This window comes from Streptomyces sp. NPDC006516, from assembly GCF_040611875.1.
GTDB lineage: Bacteria > Actinomycetota > Actinomycetes > Streptomycetales > Streptomycetaceae > Streptomyces.
In genome coordinates, this window is sequence record NZ_JBEXPD010000001.1 from 1006258 (window position 1) to 1031809 (window position 25552).

Consider the following 25552-nt stretch of genomic DNA (forward strand, 5'->3'; position numbering starts at 1 on the left):
CGGTCCCGGTGACCGGGAACGGTGACTGGGAACGGCTACCGGGAACGGTGTCCGGCCCCTGGCGGACGGCGTGCGGCACCGCCGGGGGCCCGGCGCCGGACCCCGGGCACGAGCAGTGGAGGGGACAGCGACAATGCCGGCCGACGAGAGCGCAGCCGCGCGTGGAGCCGACCGCTCACGGGCGGCCTCGGCCATCAGCGGCGCGCTCACTCCGCCCCTGTTCGCCGGACCGCTGCCCGCGGGTGCGGGAGCCGTCCCGGGGCTCGCCCTGCGGAGCCGGCCCGCGGCGGGGCCCAGGCGGCCCTCCACGCCGCGCGGAGGCGGAGCGCCGAGGGCCGGAGGAGGGCAGCGGCCCCGGCCGCGCCGGGGCGCCGGGGTGCGGCGGACCTACGAGCGTGCACGACGGGCCTGGGACCGGCCTCTGACCGCGTACTACCTGATTCTCGGGTCGAGCCTGCTGATCACCGTGCTGGGCCTCGTGATGGTCTACTCCGCCTCGATGATCAAGGCGCTGGAACTCGCCCGGCCCAGCACCTACTTCTTCCGCAAGCAGTTCATCGCGGCTGTCATCGGGGCCGCGCTGATGCTGCTGGCCTCCCGGATGCCGGTCAAACTCCACCGGGCGCTGGCCTACCCGCTGCTCATGGGCACGGTCTTCCTGATGGTCCTGGTACAGGTGCCGGGGATAGGGATGTCGGTCAACGGCAACCAGAACTGGATCTATCTGGGCGGCCCCTTCCAGCTCCAGCCGAGCGAGTTCGGCAAGCTGGCCCTCATCCTGTGGGGCGCGGACCTGCTCGCCCGCAAACAGGACAAGCGGCTGCTGACGCAGTGGAAACACATGCTCGTGCCGCTCGTGCCGGTCGCCTTCATGCTGCTCGGGCTGATCATGCTCGGCGGGGACATGGGGACCGCGATCATCCTCACAGCGATCCTCTTCGGGCTGCTCTGGCTGGCCGGCGCCCCCACCCGGCTCTTCGCCGGCGTACTCGCCTTCGCCGGTCTCATCGGTTTCGTCCTCATCAAGACCAGCCCCAACCGGATGTCCAGGCTCGCCTGCATCGGCGCCTCGGAACCCGGCCCCGGGGACTCGTGCTGGCAGGCGGTGCACGGAATCTACGCTCTCGCGTCCGGCGGATGGTTCGGTTCCGGGCTCGGCGCGAGTGTGGAAAAATGGGGGCAACTACCTGAACCGCACACCGACTTCATCTTCGCCATCACCGGGGAGGAACTGGGTCTGGCGGGGACGCTGTCGGTACTGGCCCTCTTCGCGGCTCTAGGCTATGCGGGTATCCGCGTGGCCGGACGCACGGAGGACCCCTTCGTGAGGTACGCAGCCGGAGGCGTGACCACCTGGATCACGGCGCAGGCCGTGATCAACATCGGTGCGGTGCTCGGCCTGTTGCCGATCGCCGGTGTCCCGCTTCCGCTGTTCTCCTACGGGGGTTCGGCCCTGCTGCCGACCATGTTCGCTGTCGGGCTCATGATCGCCTTCGCGCGAGAGGACCCTGCGGCGAGAGCGGCCCTGGCCATGCGGAGGCCCGGGGTCAGATGGAAGACGATGAGACGGCGCGTCACGAAGCGTCCGTCCGGAGAGCGGTGAATTTCGGTGCATGTCGTACTCGCCGGCGGGGGGACCGCCGGGCACATCGAGCCCGCGCTTGCCCTCGCAGACGCCCTGCGGAGGCAGGACCCGACCGTGGGAATCACTGCCCTCGGCACGGAACGCGGACTCGAGACCAGGCTCGTACCCGAGCGGGGGTACGACCTGGCACTGATCCCCGCCGTACCGCTGCCGCGCAAGCCCACACCCGAGCTGATCACCGTCCCGGGGCGGCTGCGCGGCACCATCAAGGCCGCCGAGCAGATCCTGGAGCGCACCAAGGCGGACTGCGTGGTCGGCTTCGGCGGCTACGTCGCGCTGCCCGGCTATCTCGCGGCCAAGCGCGCCGGTGTCCCCATCGTCGTCCATGAGGCCAACGCCCGCCCGGGCCTGGCCAACAAGATCGGATCGCGCTACGCCCACGGCGTAGCCGTCTCCACCCCGGACAGCAAGCTGCGCGGCGCCCGCTACATCGGCATCCCGCTGCGCCGCACCATCGCCACCCTCGACCGGGCCCGGGTCCGCCCCGAGGCGCGCGCCGCCTTCGGTCTCGACCCGAACCTGCCCACGCTGCTCGTCTCGGGCGGCTCGCAGGGCGCACGTCACCTCAACGAGGTGGTCACGCGGATCGCACCGCTGCTCCAGCGGTCCGGGATCCAGATCCTGCACGTGGTCGGCCCGAAGAACGAATTGCCGCGCATCGACAACATGCCCGGGATGCCGCCCTACATCCCGGTACCGTACGTGGACCGGATGGACCTCGCGTACGCCGCGGCCGACATGATGCTCTGCCGCGCGGGCGCGATGACCGTCGCCGAACTCTCCGCCGTCGGGCTCCCCGCCGCCTACGTCCCGCTGCCCATCGGCAACGGCGAACAGCGGCTCAACGCCCAGCCGGTGGTCAACGCCGGCGGCGGCCTGCTGGTGGACGACGCGGCGCTCACCCCGGAATGGGTGCAGGGCAACGTCCTTCCGGTGCTCTCGGATCCGCACCGGCTGTACGAGATGTCCCGTGCCGCCGCGGAGTTCGGGCGACGGGACGCCGACGACCTCCTCGTCGGCATGGTGTACGAGGCGATTGCCGCACGCCGCCAGGCGTGAGGCGGTGCGGACCCGGGGCGGGAGCCCCGGGTCCGGCGAAGGAGCGAGCGTGGCCGGACCGACGACTGCCCAGCGCGGTGACGCCGAACGGGCCGACACCCCGGCACGCCCTCCGCACATCGGCCCGCAGAAGAGCCGGCTGACCGGGCGCATCCGCCTGATCCTGGCCGCGGCCGGTCTGGTGCTGACCGCCGCGGCCACGGTCTGGGTGCTCTACGGCTCGTCCTGGCTGCGCCTGGAGCAGGTGACGATCACCGGCACGGGTGTCCTGACCCGGACCGAGGTGGAGGCGGCCGCGGAAGCCCCGGTCGGCGACCCGCTGATCTCCGTGGACACCGGTGCGATCGCGGACCGGTTGCGCCAGAAGTTGCCTCGTATCGACTCCGTGGATGTCGTACGGTCATGGCCGCACGGAATCGGCCTTAAAGTGACGGAACGAAAGCCCGTCCTGCTGGTCGAAAAGGGCGAAAAGTTCATTGAAGTGGACGCGAAGGGCGTGCGCTTCGCAACCGTGGACAAAGCGCCCCCGCATGTGCCGCTGCTGGAACTGACGCCGGATCGGTCGGCCAGTCTGCGCCGCTTCGGCAGTGACCGGCTGGTACGGGAAGCCGTTCGCATCGCGGGCGACATTCCGGGGAAGGTGGCCAGGGAGACCGAGTCGGTGCGGGTCACCTCGTACGACTCCGCCGTTCTCGAACTGACCCGGGGTCGCACGGTGATGTGGGGGAGCAGCGAGGAGGGGCCCGTGAAGGCGCGGGTACTCACCGCTCTCATGAAAGCGTCTCCCAAAGCGGGACACTTCGACGTGAGTGCACCCACCGCCCCTGCGGCGTCGAAGAGTTGACGCACGTTTGGCCTGGCCAGCCCCCTGGTTGGTCAGCGCTACGGGTGATCACATAGGGTGAAAAGAAAAACGGGAGGTTCGGCGTGTTCGTTGAACGCGCGCCACTTGTCGACTTAGTGTCCTGTTCGGAAGAGTCCATGAAGCAGACACACTGGTAACCCTAAACTTCAAGGTTAGGGTTTGGGTCGGCGTTCGGACCGACCCAATCGGCATCCGTCGTCGCGGCGGGACTACCGCGAAGCGACGACACGTAACTCGAGGCGAGAGGCCTTCGACGTGGCAGCACCGCAGAACTACCTCGCAGTCATCAAGGTCATCGGTGTCGGCGGCGGTGGTGTCAATGCCATCAACCGAATGATCGAGGTCGGCCTCAAGGGCGTCGAGTTCATCGCGATCAACACCGATGCGCAGGCACTGTTGATGAGCGACGCCGACGTCAAGCTCGACGTCGGCCGTGAACTCACCCGTGGCCTCGGAGCCGGGGCGAACCCGGCCGTCGGTCGCAAGGCGGCAGAGGACCACCGTGAGGAGATCGAGGAGGTCCTCAAGGGGGCCGACATGGTCTTCGTCACCGCCGGAGAAGGCGGCGGCACCGGCACCGGCGGCGCACCCGTCGTCGCCAACATCGCCCGCTCGCTGGGCGCCCTGACGATCGGTGTGGTCACCCGCCCGTTCACCTTCGAGGGCCGGCGGCGCGCGAACCAGGCGGAGGACGGCATCGCCGAGCTCCGCGAAGAGGTCGACACCCTCATCGTCATTCCCAACGACCGGCTGCTGTCCATCTCGGACCGCCAGGTCAGCGTGCTCGACGCCTTCAAGTCGGCCGACCAGGTGCTGCTCTCGGGTGTCCAGGGCATCACCGACCTCATCACGACCCCGGGTCTGATCAACCTCGACTTCGCCGACGTCAAGTCGGTCATGTCCGAGGCCGGATCGGCGCTCATGGGCATCGGCTCCGCCCGCGGCGACGACCGCGCGGTGGCGGCGGCGGAGATGGCGATCTCCTCGCCGCTCCTGGAGGCGTCCATCGACGGTGCCCGCGGTGTCCTGCTCTCCATCTCCGGTGGCAGCGACCTCGGTCTCTTCGAGATCAACGAGGCCGCGCAGCTGGTGAGCGAGGCGGCCCACCCCGAGGCGAACATCATCTTCGGCGCGGTCATCGACGACGCGCTCGGCGACGAGGTCCGGGTCACGGTCATCGCGGCGGGCTTCGACGGCGGACAGCCGCCGGCCCGCCGGGAGAACGTCCTCGGGGCAGGCGCCGGCAAGCGCGAGGAGCCGGCTCCGCCGGCCCGGCCCGCGGAGCCGGTGCGTCAGACGGGCGGGCTGGGCTCCGTGCCCCCGCGCGAGGAGCCGCAGACGCCGGCCGAGCCGGCGCCCGTGGTGAACGAGACCTCGCTGCCGCCGGTCTCCCCGCCGCACGTCCCGACGGCCCGTCCCTACCAGGACAGCCAGGCCGAAGAGCTGGACGTACCGGACTTCTTGAAGTGATAGGTCCGCAGCACGCGGCCCAGGCCGCGGAGTCTTCGGCGGGCGGCGCCCATTTCGCTTTCACCGACAGGTGGGGCGGAGTGAGCGCCGTTCCGTTCGAGGAGCTCAACCTCGGCGGCGCGGTCGGCGACGACCCCGCCGCTGTCGTCACGAACCGGGCCCGCGCGGCAGGGGCCCTCGGCCTCGACCCGGCGCGGGTCGTCTGGATGAACCAGGTGCACGGGCGTGACGTGGCCGTGGTCGAGGGTCCCTGGGGCGGCGCCTCGGAGGTCCCCGCCGTGGACGCCGTGGTGACCGCCCGGCGGGGACTTCCGCTCGCGGTCCTCACCGCCGACTGCACACCCGTACTTCTGGCCGATCCGGTGGCCGGGGTCGTCGCCGCCGCTCACGCGGGCAGGCCCGGCCTGGTCGCGGGAGTCGTCCCGGCCGCGGTCGAGGCCATGACCGCGCTCGGCGCCGAACCGGCCAGGATCGTCGCGCACACCGGCCCCGCGGTCTGCGGCCGGTGCTACGAGGTGCCGGAGCAGATGCGCGCCGAGGTCGCACGGGCCGTCCCGGCGTCGTGGTCGGAGACCAGCTGGGGAACCCCGGCGGTCGACGTCACGGCCGGGGTGCACGCCCAGCTCGACGCGCTCGGCGTCGTCGACCGGCACCGTTCGCCGTTCTGCACCCTGGAATCGGGCGATCACTTCTCGTACCGCCGCGACCGCACCACGGGTCGGCTCGCCGGATATGTCTGGTTGGACTGATGGACATGACGGATCGCAGGACTCAACTCGCCACGAATCTGGCACGGGTGGAGGAACGTATCGCTTCCGCCTGTGCTGCGGCCGGCCGCAAGCGGGAAGAGGTGACGCTCATCGTCGTCACCAAGACCTACCCCGCGAGCGACGTGCGCATTCTGCATGAACTCGGTGTGCGTCAGGTCGCGGAGAACCGCGATCAGGACGCGGCGCCAAAAGCCGCCGCATGTGCGGATCTGTCCCTCACATGGCACTTTGTCGGTCAGTTGCAGACCAACAAGGTCCGCTCCGTGGCCGGTTATGCCGGTGTGGTGCAGTCGGTGGACCGCGTGAAGCTGGTCACCGCACTCTCCGCGGCGGCGGTGCGGGGCGAGCGCGAACTCGGCTGCCTCATCCAGGTGGCGCTCGATGCCGGGAGCGGTGAGCGCGGAGACCGGGGCGGTGTCGCACCCGACGCGATCGGCGAGTTGGCCGACGCCGTCGAGGCCGCGCCGGGGCTGAGACTCGACGGCCTCATGACCGTCGCCCCTCTCGCGGGCCCTTACGCCGGCCGGCAACGGGCGGCGTTCGACCGGCTGATGGAATTCTCATCCCGCCTGCGCGGGAACCATCCGGCTGCGAACATGGTCTCTGCTGGGATGAGCGCGGATCTCGAGGACGCGGTTGCGGCCGGAGCGACACATGTACGCGTCGGTACGGCGGTACTCGGAGTCCGACCCCGGCTCGGGTAACGTCGCGAAGCAAGTCGGACCACAGCAGAAAATATGGTCATTCCCGCTCCTCGCGGGCAGGCCGGAGTGGATCTCGGGCACTTGGTGACACGAATGCCGATCCACCACAGAGCGGAGGACTCGGAGCATGGCCGGCGCGATGCGCAAGATGGCGGTCTACCTCGGCCTCGTGGAGGACGATGGGTACGACGGTCCGGGGTTCGACCCCGACGACGAATTCGAACCCGAGCCGGAGCCCGAGCGTGACCGGCGCCGGCACCAGCCCGCCCACCAGGTGGAGCGGGAAAGGGACGAACCGGTACGAGCGGTGCAGCCCCCCGCGCCCCGCGAGCCGGTTCAGCTCCCGGCGGAAAGCGGACGACCCGCCCGAATCGCACCCGTGGCATCCATCACACCTGACCGCCCGAACATGGAGAAGAACGCACCGGTGATCATGCCCAAGGTCGTGTCCGAGCGGGAGCCCTACCGGATCACCACGCTGCACCCCAGGACCTACAACGAGGCCCGTACCATCGGGGAACACTTCCGTGAGGGCACTCCGGTGATCATGAACCTCACGGAGATGGACGACACGGACGCGAAGCGACTTGTCGACTTTGCCGCGGGACTCGTCTTCGGTCTCCATGGCAGCATTGAGCGCGTGACGCAGAAGGTGTTCCTGTTGTCGCCTGCTAACGTCGATGTCACGGCGGAGGACAAGGCCCGCATCGCAGAGGGCGGGTTCTTCAACCAGAGCTGAGAACACCGGGAACGAACCCGGCCGGTAGGCCGGGCAACGAGAGCCAGGGGAGAGGGAAGCGCGGGACATGGGCGTCGCACTGGATGTGGTCTATATCGCGCTGATGTGTTTCCTCATCGTGCTGATCTTCCGGCTGGTCATGGACTATGTCTTCCAGTTCGCACGTTCATGGCAGCCAGGTAAGGCGATGGTGATCGTTCTCGAGGGCACTTACACTGTCACCGATCCACCGCTGAAGCTTCTGCGGCGGTTCATACCGCCGTTGCGTCTCGGGGGCGTGGCACTTGACCTGTCCTTCTTCGTTCTGATGATCCTCGTCTACATACTGCTCAGCCTCGTGGGCAACTTTGCGAGCAGCGTGTGAACGATACGGTCTTGCCGACTGCCGACGACTACGTAGAGGTGAAGAAGAGATGCCGCTGACCCCCGAGGACGTGCGGAACAAGCAGTTCACGACCGTCCGCCTCCGAGAAGGCTATGACGAGGACGAGGTCGATGCCTTCCTCGACGAGGTCGAATCGGAACTGACCCGTCTGCTCCGTGAGAACGAGGACCTGCGCGCCAAGCTGGCCGCCGCCACGCGTGCGGCCGCGCAGAACCAGCAGCAGCAGGGCATGCGTAAACCCCCGGAACAGCAGGACCGGCCGGGTGCCCCGGTGCCCGCCGCCATATCTGGTCCGCCGGTGCAGCAGCAGCCCCCGCAGATGGGTCCCCCCCAGCTGCCCGGTGGCGCTCCGCAGCTGCCTGCCGGTCCCAGCGGCCATGGTCCCCAGGGCGGCCACGGTCCCGGTCCGCAGGGCCCGCACGGCCCCGGCCCGATGCAGGGCGGTCCCATGGGTGGCCCGATGGGCGGTCCCATGGGTGGCCACGCTCCGCAGCAGCAGATGCAGCAGCAGCAGATGCAGCAGATGCAGCAGCCCGGTCAGGGCCCTGGTGGCGACAGCGCCGCCCGTGTCCTCTCCCTCGCCCAGCAGACCGCCGACCAGGCGATCGCGGAGGCCCGTTCCGAGGCCAACAAGATCGTCGGCGAGGCGCGCAGCCGTGCCGAGGGCCTCGAGCGTGACGCCCGTGCCAAGGCCGACGCCCTGGAGCGGGACGCGCAGGAGAAGCACCGCGTGGCGATGGGCTCGCTCGAGTCGGCCCGCGCGACGCTGGAGCGCAAGGTCGAGGACCTGCGTGGCTTCGAGCGCGAGTACCGGACCCGTCTGAAGTCCTACCTGGAGAGCCAGCTGCGTCAGCTGGAGACCCAGGCCGACGACTCGCTGGCGCCGCCGCGTACCCCCGCCGCCGCTTCGCTGCCGCCGTCGCCTTCGCTGGCTCCGGCCGGCGCGGGTGCGATGGGGCACACCATGGGCGGCAACCACGGTGGTCACGGCAGCCCGCAGATGGGCAGTGGCAACCAGTCGATGGGCGGTGGCCCGTCGTACGGCGGCGGCCAGCAGCAGATGTCGCCCGCGATGACGCAGCCGATGGCGCCGGTGAGGCCGCAGGCCCCGCAGCCGATGCAGCAGGCTCCGTCGCCGATGCGCGGCTTCCTGATCGACGAGGACGACAACTGAGCGGTGCGCGCTCGCTGAGCGCGTAGCCGTCGGCAGGCTGAGGGCCGGGCCCCGGGGATCTCCCCGGGGCCCGGCCCTTTGCATGGGCACAGCCAGGGGCGGGTGGGGTGCCCGCAGCGGTGCTCTGCGTGGGCCCCAGGGGCGGTGGGTGCACGACGGTCGCGGAGGGGGGTTGTCCTGGGAGCGCCGACCGGAGGTGGGCGGGCCGGAACGGCGAAGGGGCCCGGCCGGGACGAGGTGTCCGGCCGGGCCCCTTCGGGCGTGATCCCGCTTACCGCTCCGTCTTGCGGAGGCGGAACGTGAGGGACAGACCCTCGTCCTCGAACGGCGTGCCGTACGTGTCGTCCGCCTCACCCTGCGCGTAGTCCAGGGCCAGGACCTCGTCCGCGATCAGCGACGCGTGGGCGGTGAGGGCCTCGGCCGTCTCGGGGGACGCCGAAGTCCAGCGGACCGCGATCCGGTCCGCCACGTCCAGGCCGCTGTTCTTGCGGGCCTCCTGGATCAGCCGGATCGCGTCGCGGGCAAGCCCCGCCGCCCGCAGCTCCGGGGTGATCTCCAGGTCCAGGGCGACCGTCGCGCCGGAGTCGGACGCCACCGACCAGCCTTCGCGGGGGGTCTCCGTGATGATGACCTCGTCCGGGGCGAGGGTGATCCGCTCCCCGTCCACCTCGACCGACGCGGTGCCCTCGCGCAGCGCCAGGGACAGCGCGGCGGCGTCGGCGTTCGCGACGGCCTTGGCCACTGCCTGCACGCCCTTGCCGAAGCGCTTGCCCAGCGCGCGGAAGTTCGCCTTGGCCGTGGTGTCCACGAGTGATCCGCCGACCTCGGAGAGCGAGGCGAGGGAGGAGACGTTCAGCTCCTCAGTGATCTGGGCGCGCAGCTCCGGGCCGAGCGACTCGAAGCCGGAGGCTGCCACCAGGGCCCGCGAGAGGGGCTGGCGGGTCTTGACCCCGGACTCGGCACGTGTGGCGCGTCCGAGCTCGACCAGACGCCGTACGAGCGCCATCTGCGAGGACAGGGCCGGGTCGATGGACGCCGGGTCCGCCGTCGGCCACGACGACAGGTGCACCGACTCGGGGGCGTCGGGGCTGACCGGGACGATCAGGTCCTGCCAGACCCGCTCGGTGATGAACGGGGTCAGCGGGGCCATCAGGCGCGTGACCGTCTCCACGACCTCGTGCAGGGTGCGCAGGGCGGCCTTGTCGCCCTGCCAGAAGCGGCGGCGCGAGCGGCGCACGTACCAGTTGGACAGGTCGTCGACGAACGCCGAGAGCAGCTTGCCGGCGCGCTGCGTGTCGTAGCCCTCCAGCGCCGTCGTGACCTCGTTCACCAGGGTGCCCAGTTCGCCCAGGAGCCAGCGGTCGAGGACCGTGCGCTCGACGGGCGCCGGATCGGCCGCGGAGGGCGCCCAGTTCGACGTACGGGCGTACAGGGCCTGGAACGCCACCGTGTTCCAGTAGGTGAGGAGCGTCTTGCGGACGACCTCCTGGATCGTGCCGTGGCCCACGCGGCGCGCCGCCCACGGGGAACCGCCCGCCGCCATGAACCAGCGGACGGCGTCGGCGCCGTGCTGGTCCATCAGCGGGATCGGCTGGAGGATGTTGCCCAGGTGCTTGGACATCTTCCTGCCGTCCTCGGCGAGGATGTGGCCGAGGCACACCACGTTCTCGTAACTCGACTTGTCGAAGACGAGCGTGCCCACGGCCATCAGCGTGTAGAACCAGCCGCGGGTCTGGTCGATGGCCTCCGAGATGAACTGCGCCGGGTAGCGGCTCTCGAAGATCTCCTTGTTCTTGTACGGGTAACCCCACTGCGCGAACGGCATCGAACCCGAGTCGTACCAGGCGTCGATGACCTCCGGGACGCGGTACGCCTCCAACTGGCAGTTCTCGTGCGAGCAGGTGAACGTGATCTCGTCGATGAACGGGCGGTGCGGGTCCAGGTCCGACTGGTCGCGGCCGGTGAGCTCGGAGAGCTCGGCACGGGAACCGACACAGGTCAGGTGATCGTCCTCGCAGCGCCAGATCGGCAGCGGGGTGCCCCAGTAGCGGTTTCGGGACAGCGCCCAGTCGACGTTGTTGTTCAGCCAGTCGCCGAAGCGGCCGTTCTTCACGGACTCCGGGAACCAGTTGGTCTTCTCGTTCTCCTGGAGCAGCCGCTCCTTGACCGCCGTCGTGCGGATGTACCAGGACGGCTGCGCGTAGTACAGCAGGGCCGTGTGGCAGCGCCAGCAGTGCGGGTAGCTGTGCTCGTACGGGACGTGGCGGAAGAGCTTGCCCCGCGCCGCCAGGTCCTCGGTGAGCGCCTCGTCGGCCTTCTTGAAGAAGACGCCGCCGACCAGCGGGAGGTCCTCCTCGAAGGTGCCGTCCGGGCGGACCGGGTTCACCACCGGGAGGCCGTACGCCTTGCAGACCAGGAGGTCGTCGGCGCCGAACGCGGGGGACTGGTGGACCAGACCCGTACCGTCCTCCGTCGTGACGTACTCGGCGTTGACGACGAAGTGCGCCTCGCTCGGGAACTCGACCAGCTGGAAGGGGCGTTCGTACGTCCAGCGCTCCATGTCGCGGCCGGTGAAGGTCTCGCCGGTGAGCTCCCAGCCCTCGCCGAGCGCCTTCTCGACCAGCGGCTGCGCGACGACCAGCTTCTCCGAGCCGTCCGTCGTGACGACGTAGGTCACGTCGGGGTGCGCGGCGACGGCGGTGTTGGAGACCAGGGTCCAGGGCGTCGTCGTCCACACGAGCAGCGCGGCCTCGCCGGCCAGCGGGCCGCTCGTCAGGGGGAAGCGCACGAAGACCGAGGGGTCGACGACCGTCTCGTACCCCTGGGCGAGCTCGTGGTCCGACAGGCCGGTGCCGCAGCGGGGGCACCAGGGGGCGACACGGTGGTCCTGGACCAGCAGGTCCTTGTTGAAGATCTCCTTCAGCGACCACCACACGGAGTCCACGTACTCCGGGTCCATCGTGCGGTAGGCGTCGTCCAGGTCGACCCAGTACCCCATGCGGGTCGTGAGCTCGGTGAACGCGTCGGTGTGGCGGGTGACGGACTCGCGGCACTTCGCGTTGAACTCCGCGATGCCGTACGCCTCGATGTCCTTCTTGCCGTTGAAGCCCAGCTCCTTCTCCACCGCGAGCTCGACCGGCAGGCCGTGGCAGTCCCAGCCGGCCTTGCGGCCCACGTGGTAGCCCTGCATGGTCCGGAAGCGCGGGAAGACGTCCTTGAAGACGCGGGCCTCGATGTGGTGGGCGCCGGGCATGCCGTTGGCGGTCGGCGGGCCCTCGTAGAAGACCCACTCGGGGCGGCCCTCGGACTGCTCGAGGCTCTTGGCGAACACCTTGCTGTCCCGCCAGAAGTCGAGCACGGCGTGCTCGAGGGCGGGCAGGTCGACCTGGGCGGGTACCTGGCGGTACTGCGGCGATGTCATGTGCGGGCTTCCTCCGGCGGACGTCTTCCACTTCCGTCGGAGGGACGAGAGCCGCATCAGCTCCCGCGGTACCACCCTCCTTGGCCCCGGGCATGCGCCCGTGGCCCCCTCATTGGGGTCGCGATGCCGGGTCTAGTGGCCTTGTCCCCGTGGAACCCACGGTCCAGGGCGTTCTTCCGGCGGCTCCGGGGTGATCTTCACGGCGCGCTCGCCCCCGGGCTTCCACCGTCCCCGGGTCGCTGCGGGCTGCGTACGACGCTACTCGTCCCATCCATGCCTCTCGCTGCGGCCAGTGTACGGGCCCGTACGGGCGACGGCCGACCGGTTTGTTCGCGGGGCGGGGCTTGACCCGAATGGCCAGTCGGGACGGACGGAGTCCCGGAGAGCACGCCGAGGCGGATTACGGCGCGGGGAGCTGGGCACAACGGTTGCAGGCGCGCCACTGCCCGGCCGCGGGGAGGGGCGAACCGGCGGCGTGCCCCGTTGCCGCGAGGCTGGGGTCGATTTATCGTCCCAGCACGATTCGCGTGCAAGATCACAATATGTGAAGGGGCCGCGGCCATGGTGGCGAAGAAGACCGCCGCATCGAGAACGGCGTCCGAAGCATCCACGGCTGCGGCTGCCGAGGAGAAGGCCCACGAAGCGGCCGAGGAGCCCGGCCAGGAGACGGCTCGGGAGAAGCCGGCGAAGAAGGCGGCGAAGAAAGCGGCGAAGAAGACCGTGGCCAGGAAGAGCACGGCGAAGAAGAGCACGGCCGGAACCGACGCAGCCGAGAAGGCTTCGAGGAAGGCCACGGGGGCGGCTCAGGCCGCCGAGCAGACAGGAGCCCACACGGTGGTAGCCAAGAAGAGCGCCGCACGGTCCACGGCTGTCGGAGAGGGCACCGCGACCGCGGTGCCCCCCGCCCGGGTCGCCGCGGCGACCGCGCCGGGAGACCTCGCCGTCAGGCCCGGGGAGGACCCCTGGACCGCGGAGGAGGTCGAGGAGGCGCGGACCGAGCTGACCGGCGAGGTCACACGGCTGCGGGCCGAGCTGGAGGCGTCCGGAGAGGCGCTGGCGGGCCTGATGCGCGACTCCGGCGACGGGGCGGGCCACGACGACGCGGACACCGGTACGAAGAACATCACCCGCGAGCACGAGCTGTCCCTCGCGGCCCACGCCCAGGAGACGCTGGACCAGACCGAGCGCGCGCTCGCCCGGCTCGACGCGGGGACGTACGGGCTCTGCGAGGTCTGCGGCAAGCCGATCGGCAAGGCCAGGATGCAGGCGTTCCCCAGGGCCACGCTCTGCGTGGAGGACAAGCAGAAGCAGGAGCGCCGGGGGTAGGGCTTCCCGGCCGGGCCGCGCCGGGGCACGGGTGCCCCGGCGCCGCACCTCCCGTCCGTGCGGGCCCGTCCCGGCGGACCGGGGCCGGAGGCCCCCGATCGCCCGGGTGTGTCGTACCCTCGTCCTCAGTCAGGCACCTAGGTTGAGGGACTCACGTGGCAGAGGCGGAGCGCATCATCGGTACGCCGGACATCCCCGATGCCGAGGGGGCTGACGGAGCGGAGCCCCAGCAGCCCGCAGGAGGGTCGTCCCTGGTCGACGGCGACGGCGACGGCACGGACAGCGGCCGGGGCAGGAAGAAGGTCCTGGTCCTCCTCGTGGTGGCCGTCCTGGCCTATCTGCTGGACCTGGGCAGCAAGATGCTCGTGGTCGCGAAGCTGGAGCACGAGGAGCCGATCGAGATCATCGGCGACTGGCTGAAGTTCGACGCGATCCGCAACGCGGGTGCCGCCTTCGGGATCGGCGAGGCGTTCACCGTGATCTTCACGGTCATCGCGGCCGTCGTGATCGTCGTCATCATCCGGCTGGCCCGCAAGCTCTACAGCCTGCCCTGGGCCATCGCGCTCGGACTGCTGCTCGGCGGAGCGCTCGGCAACCTCACCGACCGCATCTTCCGCGCGCCGGGCGTCTTCGAGGGCGCGGTGGTCGACTTCATCGCCCCCAAGCACTTCGCCGTCTTCAACCTCGCCGACTCCGCGATCGTGTGCGGCGGAATCCTCATCGTGATCCTCTCCTTCAGGGGCCTGGACCCCGACGGCACCGTGCACAAGGACTAGCGGGCGCAAGGCATACTCGACAGGTGAGTACGTATCCCGAGGTCCGCACCCTGCCCGTACCCGAAGGCCTGGAGGGCGAGCGCGTCGACGCCGCCATCTCCCGTATGTTCGGTTTCTCCCGCACCAAGGCCGCAGAGCTCGCGGCCGCCGGGAAGGTCCAGGTGGACGGTGCGCTCGCCGGGAAGTCCGAGCGGGTGCACGGCGGTGCCTGGCTGGAAGTGGAGATGCCGCAGGCACCTGCTCCGGTCCAGATCGTCGCCGAACCCGTCGAAGGCATGGAGATCGTCCATGACGACGACGACATCGTCGTCATCATGAAGCCGGTCGGTGTCGCCGCCCACCCCAGCCCCGGCTGGACCGGCACGACCGTCATCGGCGGCCTCGCCGCGGCCGGCTACCGCATCTCGACGTCCGGCGCCGCCGAGCGCCAGGGCATCGTGCACCGGCTGGACGTCGGCACCTCCGGCCTCATGGTCGTTGCGAAGTCCGAGCGGGCCTACACGCTGCTCAAGGCCCAGTTCCGCGACCGGGTCGTCGTGAAGAAGTACCACGCGCTGGTGCAGGGCCACCCCGACCCGATGAGCGGCACCATCGACGCCCCCATCGGCCGTCACCCGCAGCACGACTACAAGTGGGCCGTCACCGCAGAGGGCAAGCCCTCCGTGACGCACTACGACCTCATCGAGGCCTACCGCGCGGCCAGCCTGCTCGACATCAAGCTGGAGACCGGGCGCACCCACCAGATCCGGGTGCACATGTCCGCCCACCGGCACCCCTGCGTCGGCGACCTGACCTACGGCGCCGACCCCACCATGGCCAAGCGGCTCGGCCTGACCCGGCAGTGGCTGCACGCGGTCCGGCTCGGCTTCGAGCACCCCTCCGACGGCAGCTGGGTGGAATTCGAGAGCAGCTACCCGGAGGACCTGCGCCGGGCCCTCGACACGATCGCGGCGGAGAGCCAGTGACCGCCGCGACGGCCCCGTACAGCACGCGCAGGGCCCTCGCCGAGACCGACCTCGCGGCCTGCTTCCAGGTCCGCAAGGACGTGTTCGTCGGCGAGCAGCAGGTGCCCGAGGAGATCGAGTACGACGCTCACGACGCGACGGCGGTGCACGTCCTCGCCGTGGCGGCGGACGGCTCCGCGCTGGGTACGGGACGGCTGCTGCACGGTGAGGCCGCGGCGGGGAAGACCGGTGGGGACCACACCGTCGGATCGCTCGGCCGGCTCGCGGTGACCCGCGCGGCCCGTGGCCTGGGTGTCGGGGCGGCACTGGTCCGCGCCATCGAGGACGAGGCCCGCGCGCTGGGCCTGGCCGCCGTGGACCTGCACGCGCAGACACACGCGCTCGGCTTCTACGAGCGGCTCGGCTACACGGCGTACGGCCCCGAGTTCCCGGACGCCGGCATGCCGCACCGCGCCATGCGCCGCACGCTCTGACCACGGCCCGCACGGGGGGTGCCACAGGTCCGCCGGTACCGCGTGGCACGCTGGGAGGCCTGACCGGCTGATCGACGGGCCGTCGGGCCCGGCCCGCTGCGGAAGGCACCACGTGGACCAGATGGCACTCCTGCTCCTGCTTCTCCTGGGAGCGGTGGTCACGGTGCCGCTGGGGGAGCGGCTGCGCCTCCCCGCGCCGGTGCTGATGACACTCGCCGGGGTCGCCATGGCCTTCGTGAGCTTCGTCCCGGACGTGGACATCCCGCCGGAGATCATCCTGCCCGCGCTGCTGCCGCCGCTGCTCTACGCCTCGGTGCAGCGCACCTCCTGGCGCCAGTTCGCGGCCAACAAGCGGCCGATCTTCCTGCTGGCGGTCGCCCTCGTCTTCGTCACGACCGCGGCCGTGGCCACGGTCGCGAACGCGATGGTGCCGGGTCTGCCCATCGCCGCCGCCGTGGCCCTGGGCGCGCTGGTCGCCCCGCCCGACCCGGTCGCGGCCACGGCGGTCGCGGGCTCGGTCGGACTGCCGCGCAGGCTCGTGTCGATCCTGGAGGGGGAGGGGCTGTTCAACGACGTCACGGCCATCGTGCTGTACCACGTGGCCATCGCCGCCGCCGTCAGCGGCACCTTCTCGCTCCCCCAGGCGTTCGGCCTCCTCGTCCTGTCCGCGGTCGTCGCGGTGGCCGTGGGCCTGGTGATCGGCTGGCTGACCATCAAACTGATGGGGCTGCTGGGCGACGCCACCCTCCAGGTCGGCCTGACGCTTCTGGTGCCCTTCGTCAGCTACGTCCTCGCCGAGGAGCTGATGGGCTCCGGCGTACTCGCCGTCCTCACCACCGCGCTCTTCCTCGCCGAGCACACCGCGGACGCCGACGACGTCCTGGGGCGGCTCACCGGCCGGTCGTTCTGGGAGATCGTCGACACCCTGGTGACCGGTGTCGCCTTCGGCCTCATCGGGCTGGAACTCCACAGCGTCTTCGGCACCGCCGACGGACGTGAGCTGCGTCTCGTCGGGTGGGGGCTGGCGATCGTCGCGGTCGTCGTCGGCGTACGGCTGCTGTGGCTGCTGCCGGCCACCTGGCTCGCCAAGCGGCTGCACACCCGGCGCGACTACAACGAGGAGATCCCCACCAGTTGGCGCGAGACCGTCGTCATGTGGTGGGCGGGGATGCGCGGGGTGGCCTCGGTGGCACTGGCCCTGGCGATCCCGCTGGAGACGGACGACGGGAAACCCTTCCCCGGACGGGACGAGATCATCTTCGTCGCGTTCGCCGTGATCATGGCCACGCTGGTGTTCCAGGGCCTGACCCTGCCGTGGCTCGTGCGGAAGCTCGGCGTCCGGGCGGACACGGAGGCGGAACAGGCCCTGGAACGGGAACTCGCGATCCGGGCGGCGAAGGCGGCCAAGCACCGGCTCAAGGAGATCGAGGACGCCGAGGACCTCCCCGAGGAGGTGCTGGAGCGCCTCCAGCGCGCGGCGTACGACATCGGGGCGCGGATCAGCCCCGACATGGTGGACGACGAGCGGCGTGAGGCGTACGCCCGGCGCGCCGAGCGCTTCAAGGCGTTCGCCCGGGTGCAGCGTGAGCTGCTGTCGGCCGCCCGTCACGAGGTGCTGTCGGCGCGCAGCGAGCCCGGCTCGGACCCGGAGGTCGTCGACCGGGTGCTGCGCTACCTCGACATACGCAGTCTGCGCTGAGGCCGCTGGGCCACGGCGGTTCAGCCGCGCCCGGTGCGGGGGGCCTTCTCCGGGGTCGGCACGTGGCCGTTGACGGGCCGGCCGGCGTCCGCACCCGTCAGCTCCCGCCAGTGGTCGCCCGGCGGCAGAGCGGCGGGCGAGGTCACCACCCGGGGCAGCGCGTACGGATGGTTGTCCCGGAGCCAGCCGATCATCTGCTCGCGCACGGCGCAGCGCACCGTCCAGATGTCGTCCGCGTCCTTCGCGGTGACCACCGCCCGCACCTCGATGGTGGTGGGGGTGGTGTCGGTGACGGCCAGGGACCAGTCCCGGCCGTCCCAGGCGCCGCAGTCGCCGAGGATGTCCCGCAGCCGTTCGCGCATCGCCCTGATGGGCGCCGAGTGGTCGAGCTGGAAGAAGACCGTGCCCGTCATCTGGGCCCCGCCGCGCGACCAGTTCTCGAACGGCCTGCTGGTGAAGTAGGACACCGGCATAGTGATCCGCCTCTCGTCCCAGGTCCGCACCGCGAGGAAGGTCAGGGTGATCTCCTCCACCGTGCCCCACTCCCCGTCCACGACGACGGTGTCGCCGATGCGCACCATGTCGCCGAAGGCGATCTGGAACCCGGCGAAGAGGTTCCCGAGCGTCGACTGGGCGGCGACACCGGCCACGATCCCGAGCACACCGGCCGAGGCGAGCATCGAGGTGCCGACCGTGCGCATGGCGGGGAAGGTGAGCAGCATCGCGGCGACGGCGACCGTCGCGACCACCGCGGTGACCACGCGCTGGATCAGCGTGACCTGGGTCCGGACCCGGCGCACGCGGGCGGGATCACGGGTGGAGGTGGCGTAGCGGGCGTACGAGGACTGGACGACGGTTGCGGCGACGCGGATCACGAGCCAGGCCGACGCCGCGATGAGCACCAGGGTCAGGACCTGGCCGATCGCCGCCCGGTGGTCCCGCACCACTTCGAGCCGGAGCTGTCCGAAGCTGGCCCGCAGCAGGGCGGTGCAGAGCACGACCTGCAGGGGTGGCCGGCAGCGGCGGAGCAGACCCCAGACCGGGGTCTCGTGATGGCGGCTGTCGGCGCGCCGGAGCAGCTGGTCGACCAGCCAGCCCACGGCCAGCGTGATCGCCAGGGATCCGCCCACGACCAGGAGCGGTCGCAGTGTGTTCTCCATTCCGTCGTCCTCCAAGCATCAAGGCACAGCTGGCACCATGGGCCTCATGAACATCATGCTTTTCCACTCGACCTTTGGTCTGCGGCCCGCTGTGCACGCGGCTGCCGACCGGCTGCGTGCGGCCGGGCACGAGGTGCGCGTGCCCGATCTCTTCGAGGGGCACACCTTTGACACCGTCGAGGAGGGAATGGCCTTCAAGGACCAGGTGGGCAAGGACGAACTGCTCAAGCGCGCCGTGCTTGCCGCCGCGCCCTACTCCGACCAGGGCCTCGTCTACGCAGGGTTCTCCTTCGGGGCGTCGGTGGCGCAGACCCTCGCCCTCGGGGACGCGAAGGCGCGCGGGCTGCTGCTGCTCCACGGCACCTCGGACATCGCGGAGAACGCGACGGTGGACGAACTGCCCGTGCAACTGCACGTGGCCGACCCCGACCCGTTCGAGTCGCACGACTGGCTGAACAGCTGGTACCTCCAGATGCAGCGCACGGGCGCGGACGTCGAGGTCTACCGCTATCCGGGCGCCGGACACCTGTACACCGACGCGGACCTCCCTGATTTCGACCAGGCCGCAGCCGACCTGACGTGGAAGGTCTCCCTCGGCTTCCTCGCCACGCTGTGACCACGGACGGGGGCCGCGCACCTCGGTGCGCGGCCCCCGTGGTCGTACTGCCGGGTCAGCCTGCCCGGTAGGCGGTCCAGCTGTCGCTCATGCGCTGCACCTGGCCCGCGGTGAACTGGTACATGCACGCGTCGTAGGTGTAGTCCATGAAGTTGTGGACGGGGTCCGCGCCGGCCTTGCTGGTGCAGGTGTCACGGCCGGTGGGGCACTCGTAGGCAGGGCTCTTCTCGGCCGGGGTGTCGCTGACGTAGTCGCCGTTGCCGTTACAGCCGCCCTGGAAGGTGTGGTAGAGCCCCAGCCAGTGGCCGACCTCGTGGGTGGCCGTGTCCCCCTCGTCGTAGTGGGTCGCCGCGCCGCCCGGCAGCGAGGTGTCGAGGACCACCACGCCGTCCATCGACGGGTTCGAGCGGTAGGAGCTCGGGAAGGTGGCCCAGCCCAGGAGGCCGCCGCCGAGGTTGGCGGTGTAGACGTTGAGCGCGCCGGCACCGCCCTTGCGCAACGCGGTCTTCATCGCCTTCTCGGCGCTCGACCCCGAGCTCAGGTTGTACCAGGCGGCGTTGTCCGTGTAGTCCGTGGCGGCGAGGGTGAAGCGGAAGCCGGAGTCGGTGTTCCCGGTGCCCTGACCGGCGTACGCGGCGTTGAGCACGGCGAGCTGGTTGTTGATCTGCGTCGCGGTGAGCTTGCCCGTCGTCCCGGAGTGGATCACGTGGAAGTAGACCGGGACGGTCGCTCCCGCGGCGAGCGCGGAGCCGGTCACTCTTCGGTCCGCCAGTCTCTCCTTCAGGTCCGCGTCCATGGCCTTGGCCTTGGCCGCGCTGACCTCGTTGGGCTCGGCGGCGTGGCCCGACCCGCCGGGGTGGGTCTCTCGCGCCGTCGCGCTCGTGGTGGTGGCGCACTCCTGCGAGGCCGGGGCAGCCGCCACGGCGCTCCCGGGGGCGGCGGAGAGCGGAGCCAGGGCCAGGGTTCCGGCCAGGACGGCGATGCTCAGGGCGGGGCGGCGCAGACGGTCTGATATGCGTACAAGAGCGCGCACGGTGACTCCTCGCGGACATGTGGGGGAGGTGGTTCCTCACCCGCCGCCGGGAGGTTACGTGCCCATGTCAGGTCCTGATGAGGATCGATCAGGCCCAATCAATGCTGGTGCGTATGAGGACAATGCCGAGAAAAACTTCGGCCGATCTCGGGGTTTGAGAAGAAAATGTCATGAGCAGTGCGAAATCGGCGGGCGATGTGTCCAGGTTCGGAAACGTGGACACACCGCCCTGCGTGACGGGCAGTCACCGTGGTCCCGGAGCGATCGATGGCCGGAACTGATCGGTCAGCGCACGGGTGCGTCGGCCCGTTCCGTCTTCTGCGTGCCGCTGAGTGTCCGGTACGAGCGGACCCAGGAGGAGGTCGCGTCCCTGCTCGTCTTGTCGGACACCGTGTAGTAGTCCATCTGGGAGCGCTCGGCCGTCACGTCCAGGACTCCGTAGCCGTGCGAGTCCATGTCCACCCACTTCACATGGCGGTTGGCGGCCTTGACCGCCGCCGCGGCGACCACCGAGACGGTGCGGGGAGCGACCCGAAGGATGTCGTCCAGATTGTCCGAGGTCACCGACGTCACCACGAACTCGGTAGCCGCCGACGCGGACAGCGGGTACGTCGCCGCCTTCACGGGGACGTCGTTGGCCCACGCCATGTGGATGTCGCCGGTCAGGAAGACCGTGTCGGTGATGCCCCGGTCCCGCAGATGGGAGATCAGCTCCTTGCGGTCGTCGGTGTAGCCGTCCCACTGGTCGACGTTGACCGCCAGTCCTTCCCCGGGGAGCCCCAGCAGCTCCGCGAGGGGCGCCAGCAGTTCGGCCGGGAGCGCGCCGAAGGCGACCGGCGAGATCATCACCGAGGTGCCCACCAGCTTCCAGCGGGCATCGGACGCCGCAAGTCCGGCCTTCAGCCAGTCCAGCTGTGCCCGGCCCGTGACCGAACGCTCCGGGTCGTCGACCGCTCCGTCGCCGATCGACGCCTGCTCGGAACGGAAGCTGCGGAGGTCGAGCAGGTGCAGCTCGGCCAGTCGGCCGAAGCTCAGGCGCCGGTAGACGGTGCCCTCGGTCGACGCCCGGACCGGCATCCACTCGAAGTACGCCTGCTTCGCGGCGGCCACCCGGGCGGCCCAGTCGCCCTCGGCACCGGGCGTGTGGTTCTCGGCTCCCCCCGACCAGGCGTCGTTGGCGAACTCGTGGTCGTCCCAGATCGCGATCACCGGATGCGTGGCGTGCAGGGCCTGGAGGTCGGTGTCCGTCTTGTACGTGGCGTGCCGGAGGCGGTAGTCGGCGAGTGTGGTGATCTCGTGGAGCGGGGCATGGGGGCGTACGACGGTGTCCTGCGTCGGGTAACTGCCTGACGCGTACTCGTAGATGTAGTCACCCAGGTGCAGCACGGCGTCCAGATCGGCGCGGGCCGCGAGATGGCGGTACGGGGAGAACCAGCCGGCCTCCCAGTTGGCACAGGACACCACGCCGAACCGGACCCCGGGGACGGCGGCCCCGGCGGCGGGCGCCGTGCGGGTGCGGCCGACGGGGGAGAGGGCGCTCCGGCCGCCCTCCGTACCGCCGGGTTCGGGTGCCGCCGAGAAGCGGTACCAGTACGTCGTGGCCGGGCGCAGTCCACGGACGTCGGCCTTGACCGTGTGGTCGGCTTCGGCCCGGGCGACGGCCGTGCCCCGGGCCACGACCCGGGAGAAGGCCTTGTCCTCGGCCACCTCCCAGACCACCGGCACCGGGGCGCCGATGCCCGAGCCGGGTACCGCGTCCGGTGAGGGGGTGAGGCGGGTCCACAGGAGGATGCCGTCGGGCAGCGGGTCGCCGGAGGCGACGCCGTGCAGGAAGGCCGGGCCGTCGGCGGCGCGGGCGGTGGTCGCGGCGAGCACGGGCACGGCGACCGCGGTGGCGGCGGCGGCCTTGACGACCGTGCGGCGGCTGGGTGCGGCGGAGAGGTGTCGTCTGGTCACGGCCGATCACCCTACTGGCGGGTAAAGCGAACAGGCGGGCGAACAAGGGAAGTTCGCCCGCCTGATGGCCGGATGTCGCCAGGAGTTACGTCCGTCGTCGCGGTCCGGCCGTGAGTTCTCCTGCCGGACCGCAGACGGCCATGCGCCCTCCCCGGCCGCCGCGGGTCCGTGCGCCGGACCCGCGGCCCCGCAGGAGTGGGTCAGCCCTTCAGGGCCTTGGTGATCGCCTTGTCGAACTCCGCCACGGTCATGGGGGCGTTCTCGCTGCCCTCGGCGGTCAGGGTCTTGCCGTCCATCTTCAGGGTCGGCGTGCCCTGCACCCCGCTCTTGTCGAAGGCCTTGGACATCTTGATCGCCCAGGCGTCGTACGTGCCGTCCTCGACGTCCTTCTGGAAGGCGTTGTTGCCCTTCAGCGCGTCCACCGAGTCCGCCACCTCGATCAGATAGCTGTCCTTGGCGAACTTGTCGTTCGCCTCCTCGGGGTGGTACTTCGCGGAGTACAGCGCGGCCTTGTAGTCCAGGAAGGCCTCCGGGCTCACGTTCAGCGCGGCGCCCAGCGCGCTCAGGGCGTTCTTCGAGCCCTCACCGCTGTCCGAGTTGTCGATGAAGGTCGCGCCCACGTACTTGATCTTGTACTTGCCGGCCTCGACGTCCTTGGCCACGGTCTCGCCGACCGTCTGCTCGAACGTGGCGCAGATCGGGCAGCGCGAGTCCTCGTACAGCTCCAGGGTCTTCTTGGCGCTCGACTCGCCGATCACCACGGTCGTGCCGTCGTCACCCGAGGTGTTCTTCGGCGCGGTGACGTTCTTCGCGTCCGCCGCCGCCTCCCAGGCGGAGGGCTTGTTCAGCTGCATCACGCCGTAGCTGACGCCGCCGGCGATCGCCAGCACGGCCACGACCGAGACGCCTACGACGATCTGCTTGCGTGCCTTGTCCTTCTTGGCCTGGCGCTCGCGCTCCTCGCGCAGCCGCTCGCGGGCGGCGGACTTGCTGGCCTGGCTGTTGCGCTTGCTCATGGGTGCTCCGTAATGCGTGGGACGGCTCAGGGGATTTCCGCGTACTCAGGCAGAGGTACAGGCCGGGAGCGGCGGGCCCCTGCGGCCCACGGAGTGCACCAGGAACCGGGCCGGGGCGAGCGGGTGCGGCCGCCCCGCGCGGCGGGCGCCGGACCGCGTCCCGCGCCGGGGTGCCGCCGCCACGGCGAACGCGGTCAGCAGCGGACGGAAGGCGAAGGCCGCGGCCGCGGCCAGCAGTCCCGCCAGCGCCGCCTCGCCGCGCCGCAGCCAGGCCGCGGCGAGCAGGCCGACCGTCACGTGCGCGGCCAGCAGCAGCCACGGCACAGCGGGCCCCGGTGTGGCGAGCATCGCGGCGGCGTGGTCGCCCGAGGCGGTCACCCCGGCCAGCGGGGTGCCCACCGCGGCCACACCGGAGAGCCTGTCCGCCGTACCGGCGTCGCCACCGCAGAGCACGTCCACGCCCACGGAGCGCAGCGGCCCGGCGATCGGGCCGCCCGCCGCCCCGTAACAGAGGTGCTGGCCTGTGGTGAACACCGTGTCGGCGGCCAGCTCCAGCGGGACGAGCAGCCCGGCGATCGCCCCGAATCCGCGTTCCCGGCCCGCCAGCGCGAACGCCACGGCGAAGACGGCGCCGGCCAGCAGACCGATCGCCGTCAGCGGCAGCGGGACCCGGGAGAGCAGCACATGGGAGGCGGAGGAGAGCGTGACGACGAGCGCGGTGAACAGCGCCGCGCGTACCGCTCTGATCTGCGTCCCTGATACGTCCATCGCCGGAGAGTGTGTCATGTGAACCTGTAAACGGTCCCTAAGGATGTACGACGGCCCTCACAGGCCCGGGATGCGGCCGTTGCGGAAGAGGTCGACGAAGATCTGGTGATCGGCGCGGGACCGGGCGCCGTAGCTGTGTGCGAAGTCGACCAGCAGCTCCCCGAAGCCCTCCTCGTCGGCGGCGATGGCCGCGTCGATGGCGCGCTCCGTGGAGAACGGCACCAGGGAGTGCCCGCTCTCGTCGTCCGCCGCCGAGTGCATCGTGGCCGTGGCCCGGCCGAGGTCGGCGACGACCGCCGCGATCTCCTCCGGCTCGTCGATGTCGGACCAGTTCAGGTCCACCGCGTACGGGGAGACCTCGGCGACCAGCTGACCGGCCCCGTCCAGCTCGGTCCAGCCCAGCCACGGGTCGGCGTGCGCCTGCAGGGCCCGCTGGGAGATCACCGTGCGGTGGCCCTCGTGCTGGAAGTAGTCCCGCACCGCCGCGTCGGTGATGTGCCGGGAGACGGCGGGCGTCTGCGCCTGCTTGAGGTAGATCACCACGTCGTTCTCCAGGGCGTCGCTGTTGCCCTCCAGGAGGATGTTGTACGACGGCAGGCCGGCCGACCCGATGCCGATGCCCCGGCGGCCGACGACGTCCTTCACCCGGTAGGAGTCGGGCCGGGTCAGGCTCGACTCCGGCAAGGTCTCCAGATAGCCGTCGAACGCGGCGAGCACCTTGTAGCGCGTCGCGGCGTCGAGGTCGATCGCACCGCCGTCCGCGGTGAACCTGCGCTCGAAGTCCCGGATCTCCGTCATCGAGTCCAGCAGCCCGAACCGGGTCAGCGCACGGGCGTCACGCAGCGCGCCGAGCAGCGGACCCTCCGCCGTGTCCAGCGTGAAGGGCGGCACCTCGTCGTTCTTGGCGCCCGTCGCCAGGGCGTGGATGCGCTCCCGGTACGCGGCGGCGTAGACCCGGACGAGTTCGGAGATCTGCTCGTCGCTCAGCGCCTTCGCGTAACCGATCAGGGCCACGGAGGCGGCGAAGCGCTTGAGGTCCCAGGTGAAGGGGCCGACGTAGGCCTCGTCGAAGTCGTTGACGTTGAAGACGAGCCGGCCGTTGGCGTCCATGTACGTGCCGAAGTTCTCGGCGTGCAGGTCGCCGTGGATCCACACCCTGCTCGTGCGCTCGTCCAGGTAGGCGCCGCCGTGCCGCTCGCGGTCCATGTCGGCGTAGAAGAGGCCCGCCGAGCCCCGGTAGAAGGCGAAGGCCGAGCCCGCCATCTTGCGGAACTTCACCCGGAACGCCGCGGGGTCGGCCGCCAGGAGCTGCCCGAACGCGGTGTGGAAAACGGCGAGGATCTGCTCCCCGCGCTGCTCCGCGCCGGTCTGCGTGTCCGACATCGCTGGGTGCCTCCTGGTACATGGCGTTCATGACAAAAGGGACGGGCGTCCCCGGTCTTCCAACGCGCGACCGTACCCCGGAGTGCCCGTCGTCCGTCACCTCGGCGACGTAGACTTCCACGCTGTCCCCCCAACCCGTCATCGCCCGT

Annotated in this window: 22 protein-coding genes; 15 read left to right on the forward strand and 7 right to left on the reverse strand. The window is 70.6% G+C overall.

Annotation, left to right across the window (positions count from 1 at the left end; genetic code table 11):
* Nucleotides 1-133: 133 nt before the first annotated feature.
* From ftsW to ABZY45_RS04485, 9 genes are all read left to right on the forward strand, one after another.
* The gene (gene ftsW / locus ABZY45_RS04445; RefSeq protein WP_356735978.1) at nucleotides 134-1603 is read left to right on the forward strand and encodes a putative lipid II flippase FtsW; all 1470 of its coding nucleotides are present in this window, start codon (nucleotides 134-136) and stop codon (nucleotides 1601-1603) included.
* A 6-nt stretch (nucleotides 1604-1609) separates the two neighbouring features.
* Entirely contained in the window at nucleotides 1610-2704 is a 1095-nt protein-coding gene (murG, locus tag ABZY45_RS04450; RefSeq protein ID WP_145802162.1) for an undecaprenyldiphospho-muramoylpentapeptide beta-N-acetylglucosaminyltransferase, read from the forward strand.
* A 49-nt stretch (nucleotides 2705-2753) separates the two neighbouring features.
* Entirely contained in the window at nucleotides 2754-3548 is a 795-nt protein-coding gene (locus tag ABZY45_RS04455) for an FtsQ-type POTRA domain-containing protein (RefSeq protein WP_356735980.1), read from the forward strand.
* 276 nt (nucleotides 3549-3824) lie between these two features.
* Complete coding sequence (ftsZ, locus tag ABZY45_RS04460; protein WP_356735982.1) at nucleotides 3825-5039, forward strand: cell division protein FtsZ; 1215 nt, start codon at nucleotides 3825-3827, stop codon at nucleotides 5037-5039.
* Nucleotides 5036-5788 (forward strand): peptidoglycan editing factor PgeF, encoded by a 753-nt coding sequence (gene pgeF, locus ABZY45_RS04465; protein WP_356735984.1) that lies wholly within the window; start codon nucleotides 5036-5038, stop codon nucleotides 5786-5788. Before ftsZ ends, pgeF begins: the two co-directional genes overlap by 4 nt.
* A gap of 5 nt (nucleotides 5789-5793) precedes the next feature.
* A complete protein-coding gene (locus tag ABZY45_RS04470; RefSeq protein WP_356735986.1) occupies nucleotides 5794-6513 on the forward strand; it encodes a YggS family pyridoxal phosphate-dependent enzyme in 720 nt (239 codons plus the stop codon).
* Between the two features lie 127 nt (nucleotides 6514-6640).
* The gene (gene sepF / locus ABZY45_RS04475; protein WP_145802169.1) at nucleotides 6641-7252 is read left to right on the forward strand and encodes a cell division protein SepF; all 612 of its coding nucleotides are present in this window, start codon (nucleotides 6641-6643) and stop codon (nucleotides 7250-7252) included.
* A gap of 67 nt (nucleotides 7253-7319) precedes the next feature.
* Complete coding sequence (locus ABZY45_RS04480; RefSeq protein ID WP_356735989.1) at nucleotides 7320-7616, forward strand: YggT family protein; 297 nt, start codon at nucleotides 7320-7322, stop codon at nucleotides 7614-7616.
* Nucleotides 7617-7665: 49 nt separating this feature from the next.
* The gene (locus tag ABZY45_RS04485) at nucleotides 7666-8811 is read left to right on the forward strand and encodes a DivIVA domain-containing protein (RefSeq protein WP_356735991.1); all 1146 of its coding nucleotides are present in this window, start codon (nucleotides 7666-7668) and stop codon (nucleotides 8809-8811) included.
* 271 nt (nucleotides 8812-9082) lie between these two features.
* On the opposite strand, the gene ileS is transcribed toward ABZY45_RS04485, so the two are convergent.
* Nucleotides 9083-12232: an isoleucine--tRNA ligase gene (gene ileS, locus ABZY45_RS04490; RefSeq protein WP_356735993.1), complete on the reverse strand. Its 3150-nt coding sequence runs from the start codon at nucleotides 12230-12232 to the stop codon at nucleotides 9083-9085.
* Between the two features lie 561 nt (nucleotides 12233-12793).
* Here ileS and ABZY45_RS04495 point away from each other — a divergent pair.
* From ABZY45_RS04495 to ABZY45_RS04515, 5 genes are all read left to right on the forward strand, one after another.
* The gene (locus ABZY45_RS04495) at nucleotides 12794-13558 is read left to right on the forward strand and encodes a TraR/DksA C4-type zinc finger protein (RefSeq protein WP_356735995.1); all 765 of its coding nucleotides are present in this window, start codon (nucleotides 12794-12796) and stop codon (nucleotides 13556-13558) included.
* A 155-nt stretch (nucleotides 13559-13713) separates the two neighbouring features.
* Nucleotides 13714-14334, forward strand: coding sequence for a signal peptidase II (gene lspA, locus ABZY45_RS04500; RefSeq protein ID WP_356735997.1), 621 nt, complete (start codon nucleotides 13714-13716; stop codon nucleotides 14332-14334).
* 23 nt (nucleotides 14335-14357) lie between these two features.
* Nucleotides 14358-15299, forward strand: coding sequence for an RluA family pseudouridine synthase (locus ABZY45_RS04505; RefSeq protein WP_356735999.1), 942 nt, complete (start codon nucleotides 14358-14360; stop codon nucleotides 15297-15299).
* Nucleotides 15296-15772: a GNAT family N-acetyltransferase gene (locus ABZY45_RS04510; RefSeq protein WP_356736001.1), complete on the forward strand. Its 477-nt coding sequence runs from the start codon at nucleotides 15296-15298 to the stop codon at nucleotides 15770-15772. Before ABZY45_RS04505 ends, ABZY45_RS04510 begins: the two co-directional genes overlap by 4 nt.
* Before the next feature lie 112 nt (nucleotides 15773-15884).
* Nucleotides 15885-17471, forward strand: coding sequence for a Na+/H+ antiporter (locus ABZY45_RS04515; protein WP_356736003.1), 1587 nt, complete (start codon nucleotides 15885-15887; stop codon nucleotides 17469-17471).
* 20 nt (nucleotides 17472-17491) lie between these two features.
* Here ABZY45_RS04515 and ABZY45_RS04520 read toward each other — a convergent pair whose 3' ends face one another.
* The gene (locus tag ABZY45_RS04520; protein ID WP_356736005.1) at nucleotides 17492-18631 is read right to left on the reverse strand and encodes a mechanosensitive ion channel domain-containing protein; all 1140 of its coding nucleotides are present in this window, start codon (nucleotides 18629-18631) and stop codon (nucleotides 17492-17494) included.
* 37 nt (nucleotides 18632-18668) lie between these two features.
* Here ABZY45_RS04520 and ABZY45_RS04525 point away from each other — a divergent pair, with 37 nt between their 5' ends.
* The gene (locus ABZY45_RS04525) at nucleotides 18669-19247 is read left to right on the forward strand and encodes a dienelactone hydrolase family protein (protein WP_356736007.1); all 579 of its coding nucleotides are present in this window, start codon (nucleotides 18669-18671) and stop codon (nucleotides 19245-19247) included.
* Between the two features lie 55 nt (nucleotides 19248-19302).
* On the opposite strand, the gene ABZY45_RS04530 is transcribed toward ABZY45_RS04525, so the two are convergent.
* From ABZY45_RS04530 to ABZY45_RS04550, 5 genes are all read right to left on the reverse strand, one after another.
* The gene (locus ABZY45_RS04530; protein ID WP_356736009.1) at nucleotides 19303-20280 is read right to left on the reverse strand and encodes a zinc metalloprotease; all 978 of its coding nucleotides are present in this window, start codon (nucleotides 20278-20280) and stop codon (nucleotides 19303-19305) included.
* Between the two features lie 285 nt (nucleotides 20281-20565).
* Nucleotides 20566-22236, reverse strand: coding sequence for an alkaline phosphatase D family protein (locus ABZY45_RS04535; protein WP_356736011.1), 1671 nt, complete (start codon nucleotides 22234-22236; stop codon nucleotides 20566-20568).
* A 200-nt stretch (nucleotides 22237-22436) separates the two neighbouring features.
* Nucleotides 22437-23252 (reverse strand): DsbA family protein, encoded by an 816-nt coding sequence (locus ABZY45_RS04540; protein WP_356736013.1) that lies wholly within the window; start codon nucleotides 23250-23252, stop codon nucleotides 22437-22439.
* 45 nt (nucleotides 23253-23297) lie between these two features.
* Nucleotides 23298-24020 carry a hypothetical protein gene (locus ABZY45_RS04545; protein WP_356736015.1) on the reverse strand — a complete coding sequence of 241 codons (723 nt, stop codon included), beginning with the start codon at nucleotides 24018-24020 and terminating at the stop codon, nucleotides 23298-23300.
* Nucleotides 24021-24077: 57 nt separating this feature from the next.
* Complete coding sequence (locus ABZY45_RS04550; protein ID WP_356736017.1) at nucleotides 24078-25403, reverse strand: DUF2252 domain-containing protein; 1326 nt, start codon at nucleotides 25401-25403, stop codon at nucleotides 24078-24080.
* Nucleotides 25404-25552: the final 149 nt, after the last annotated feature.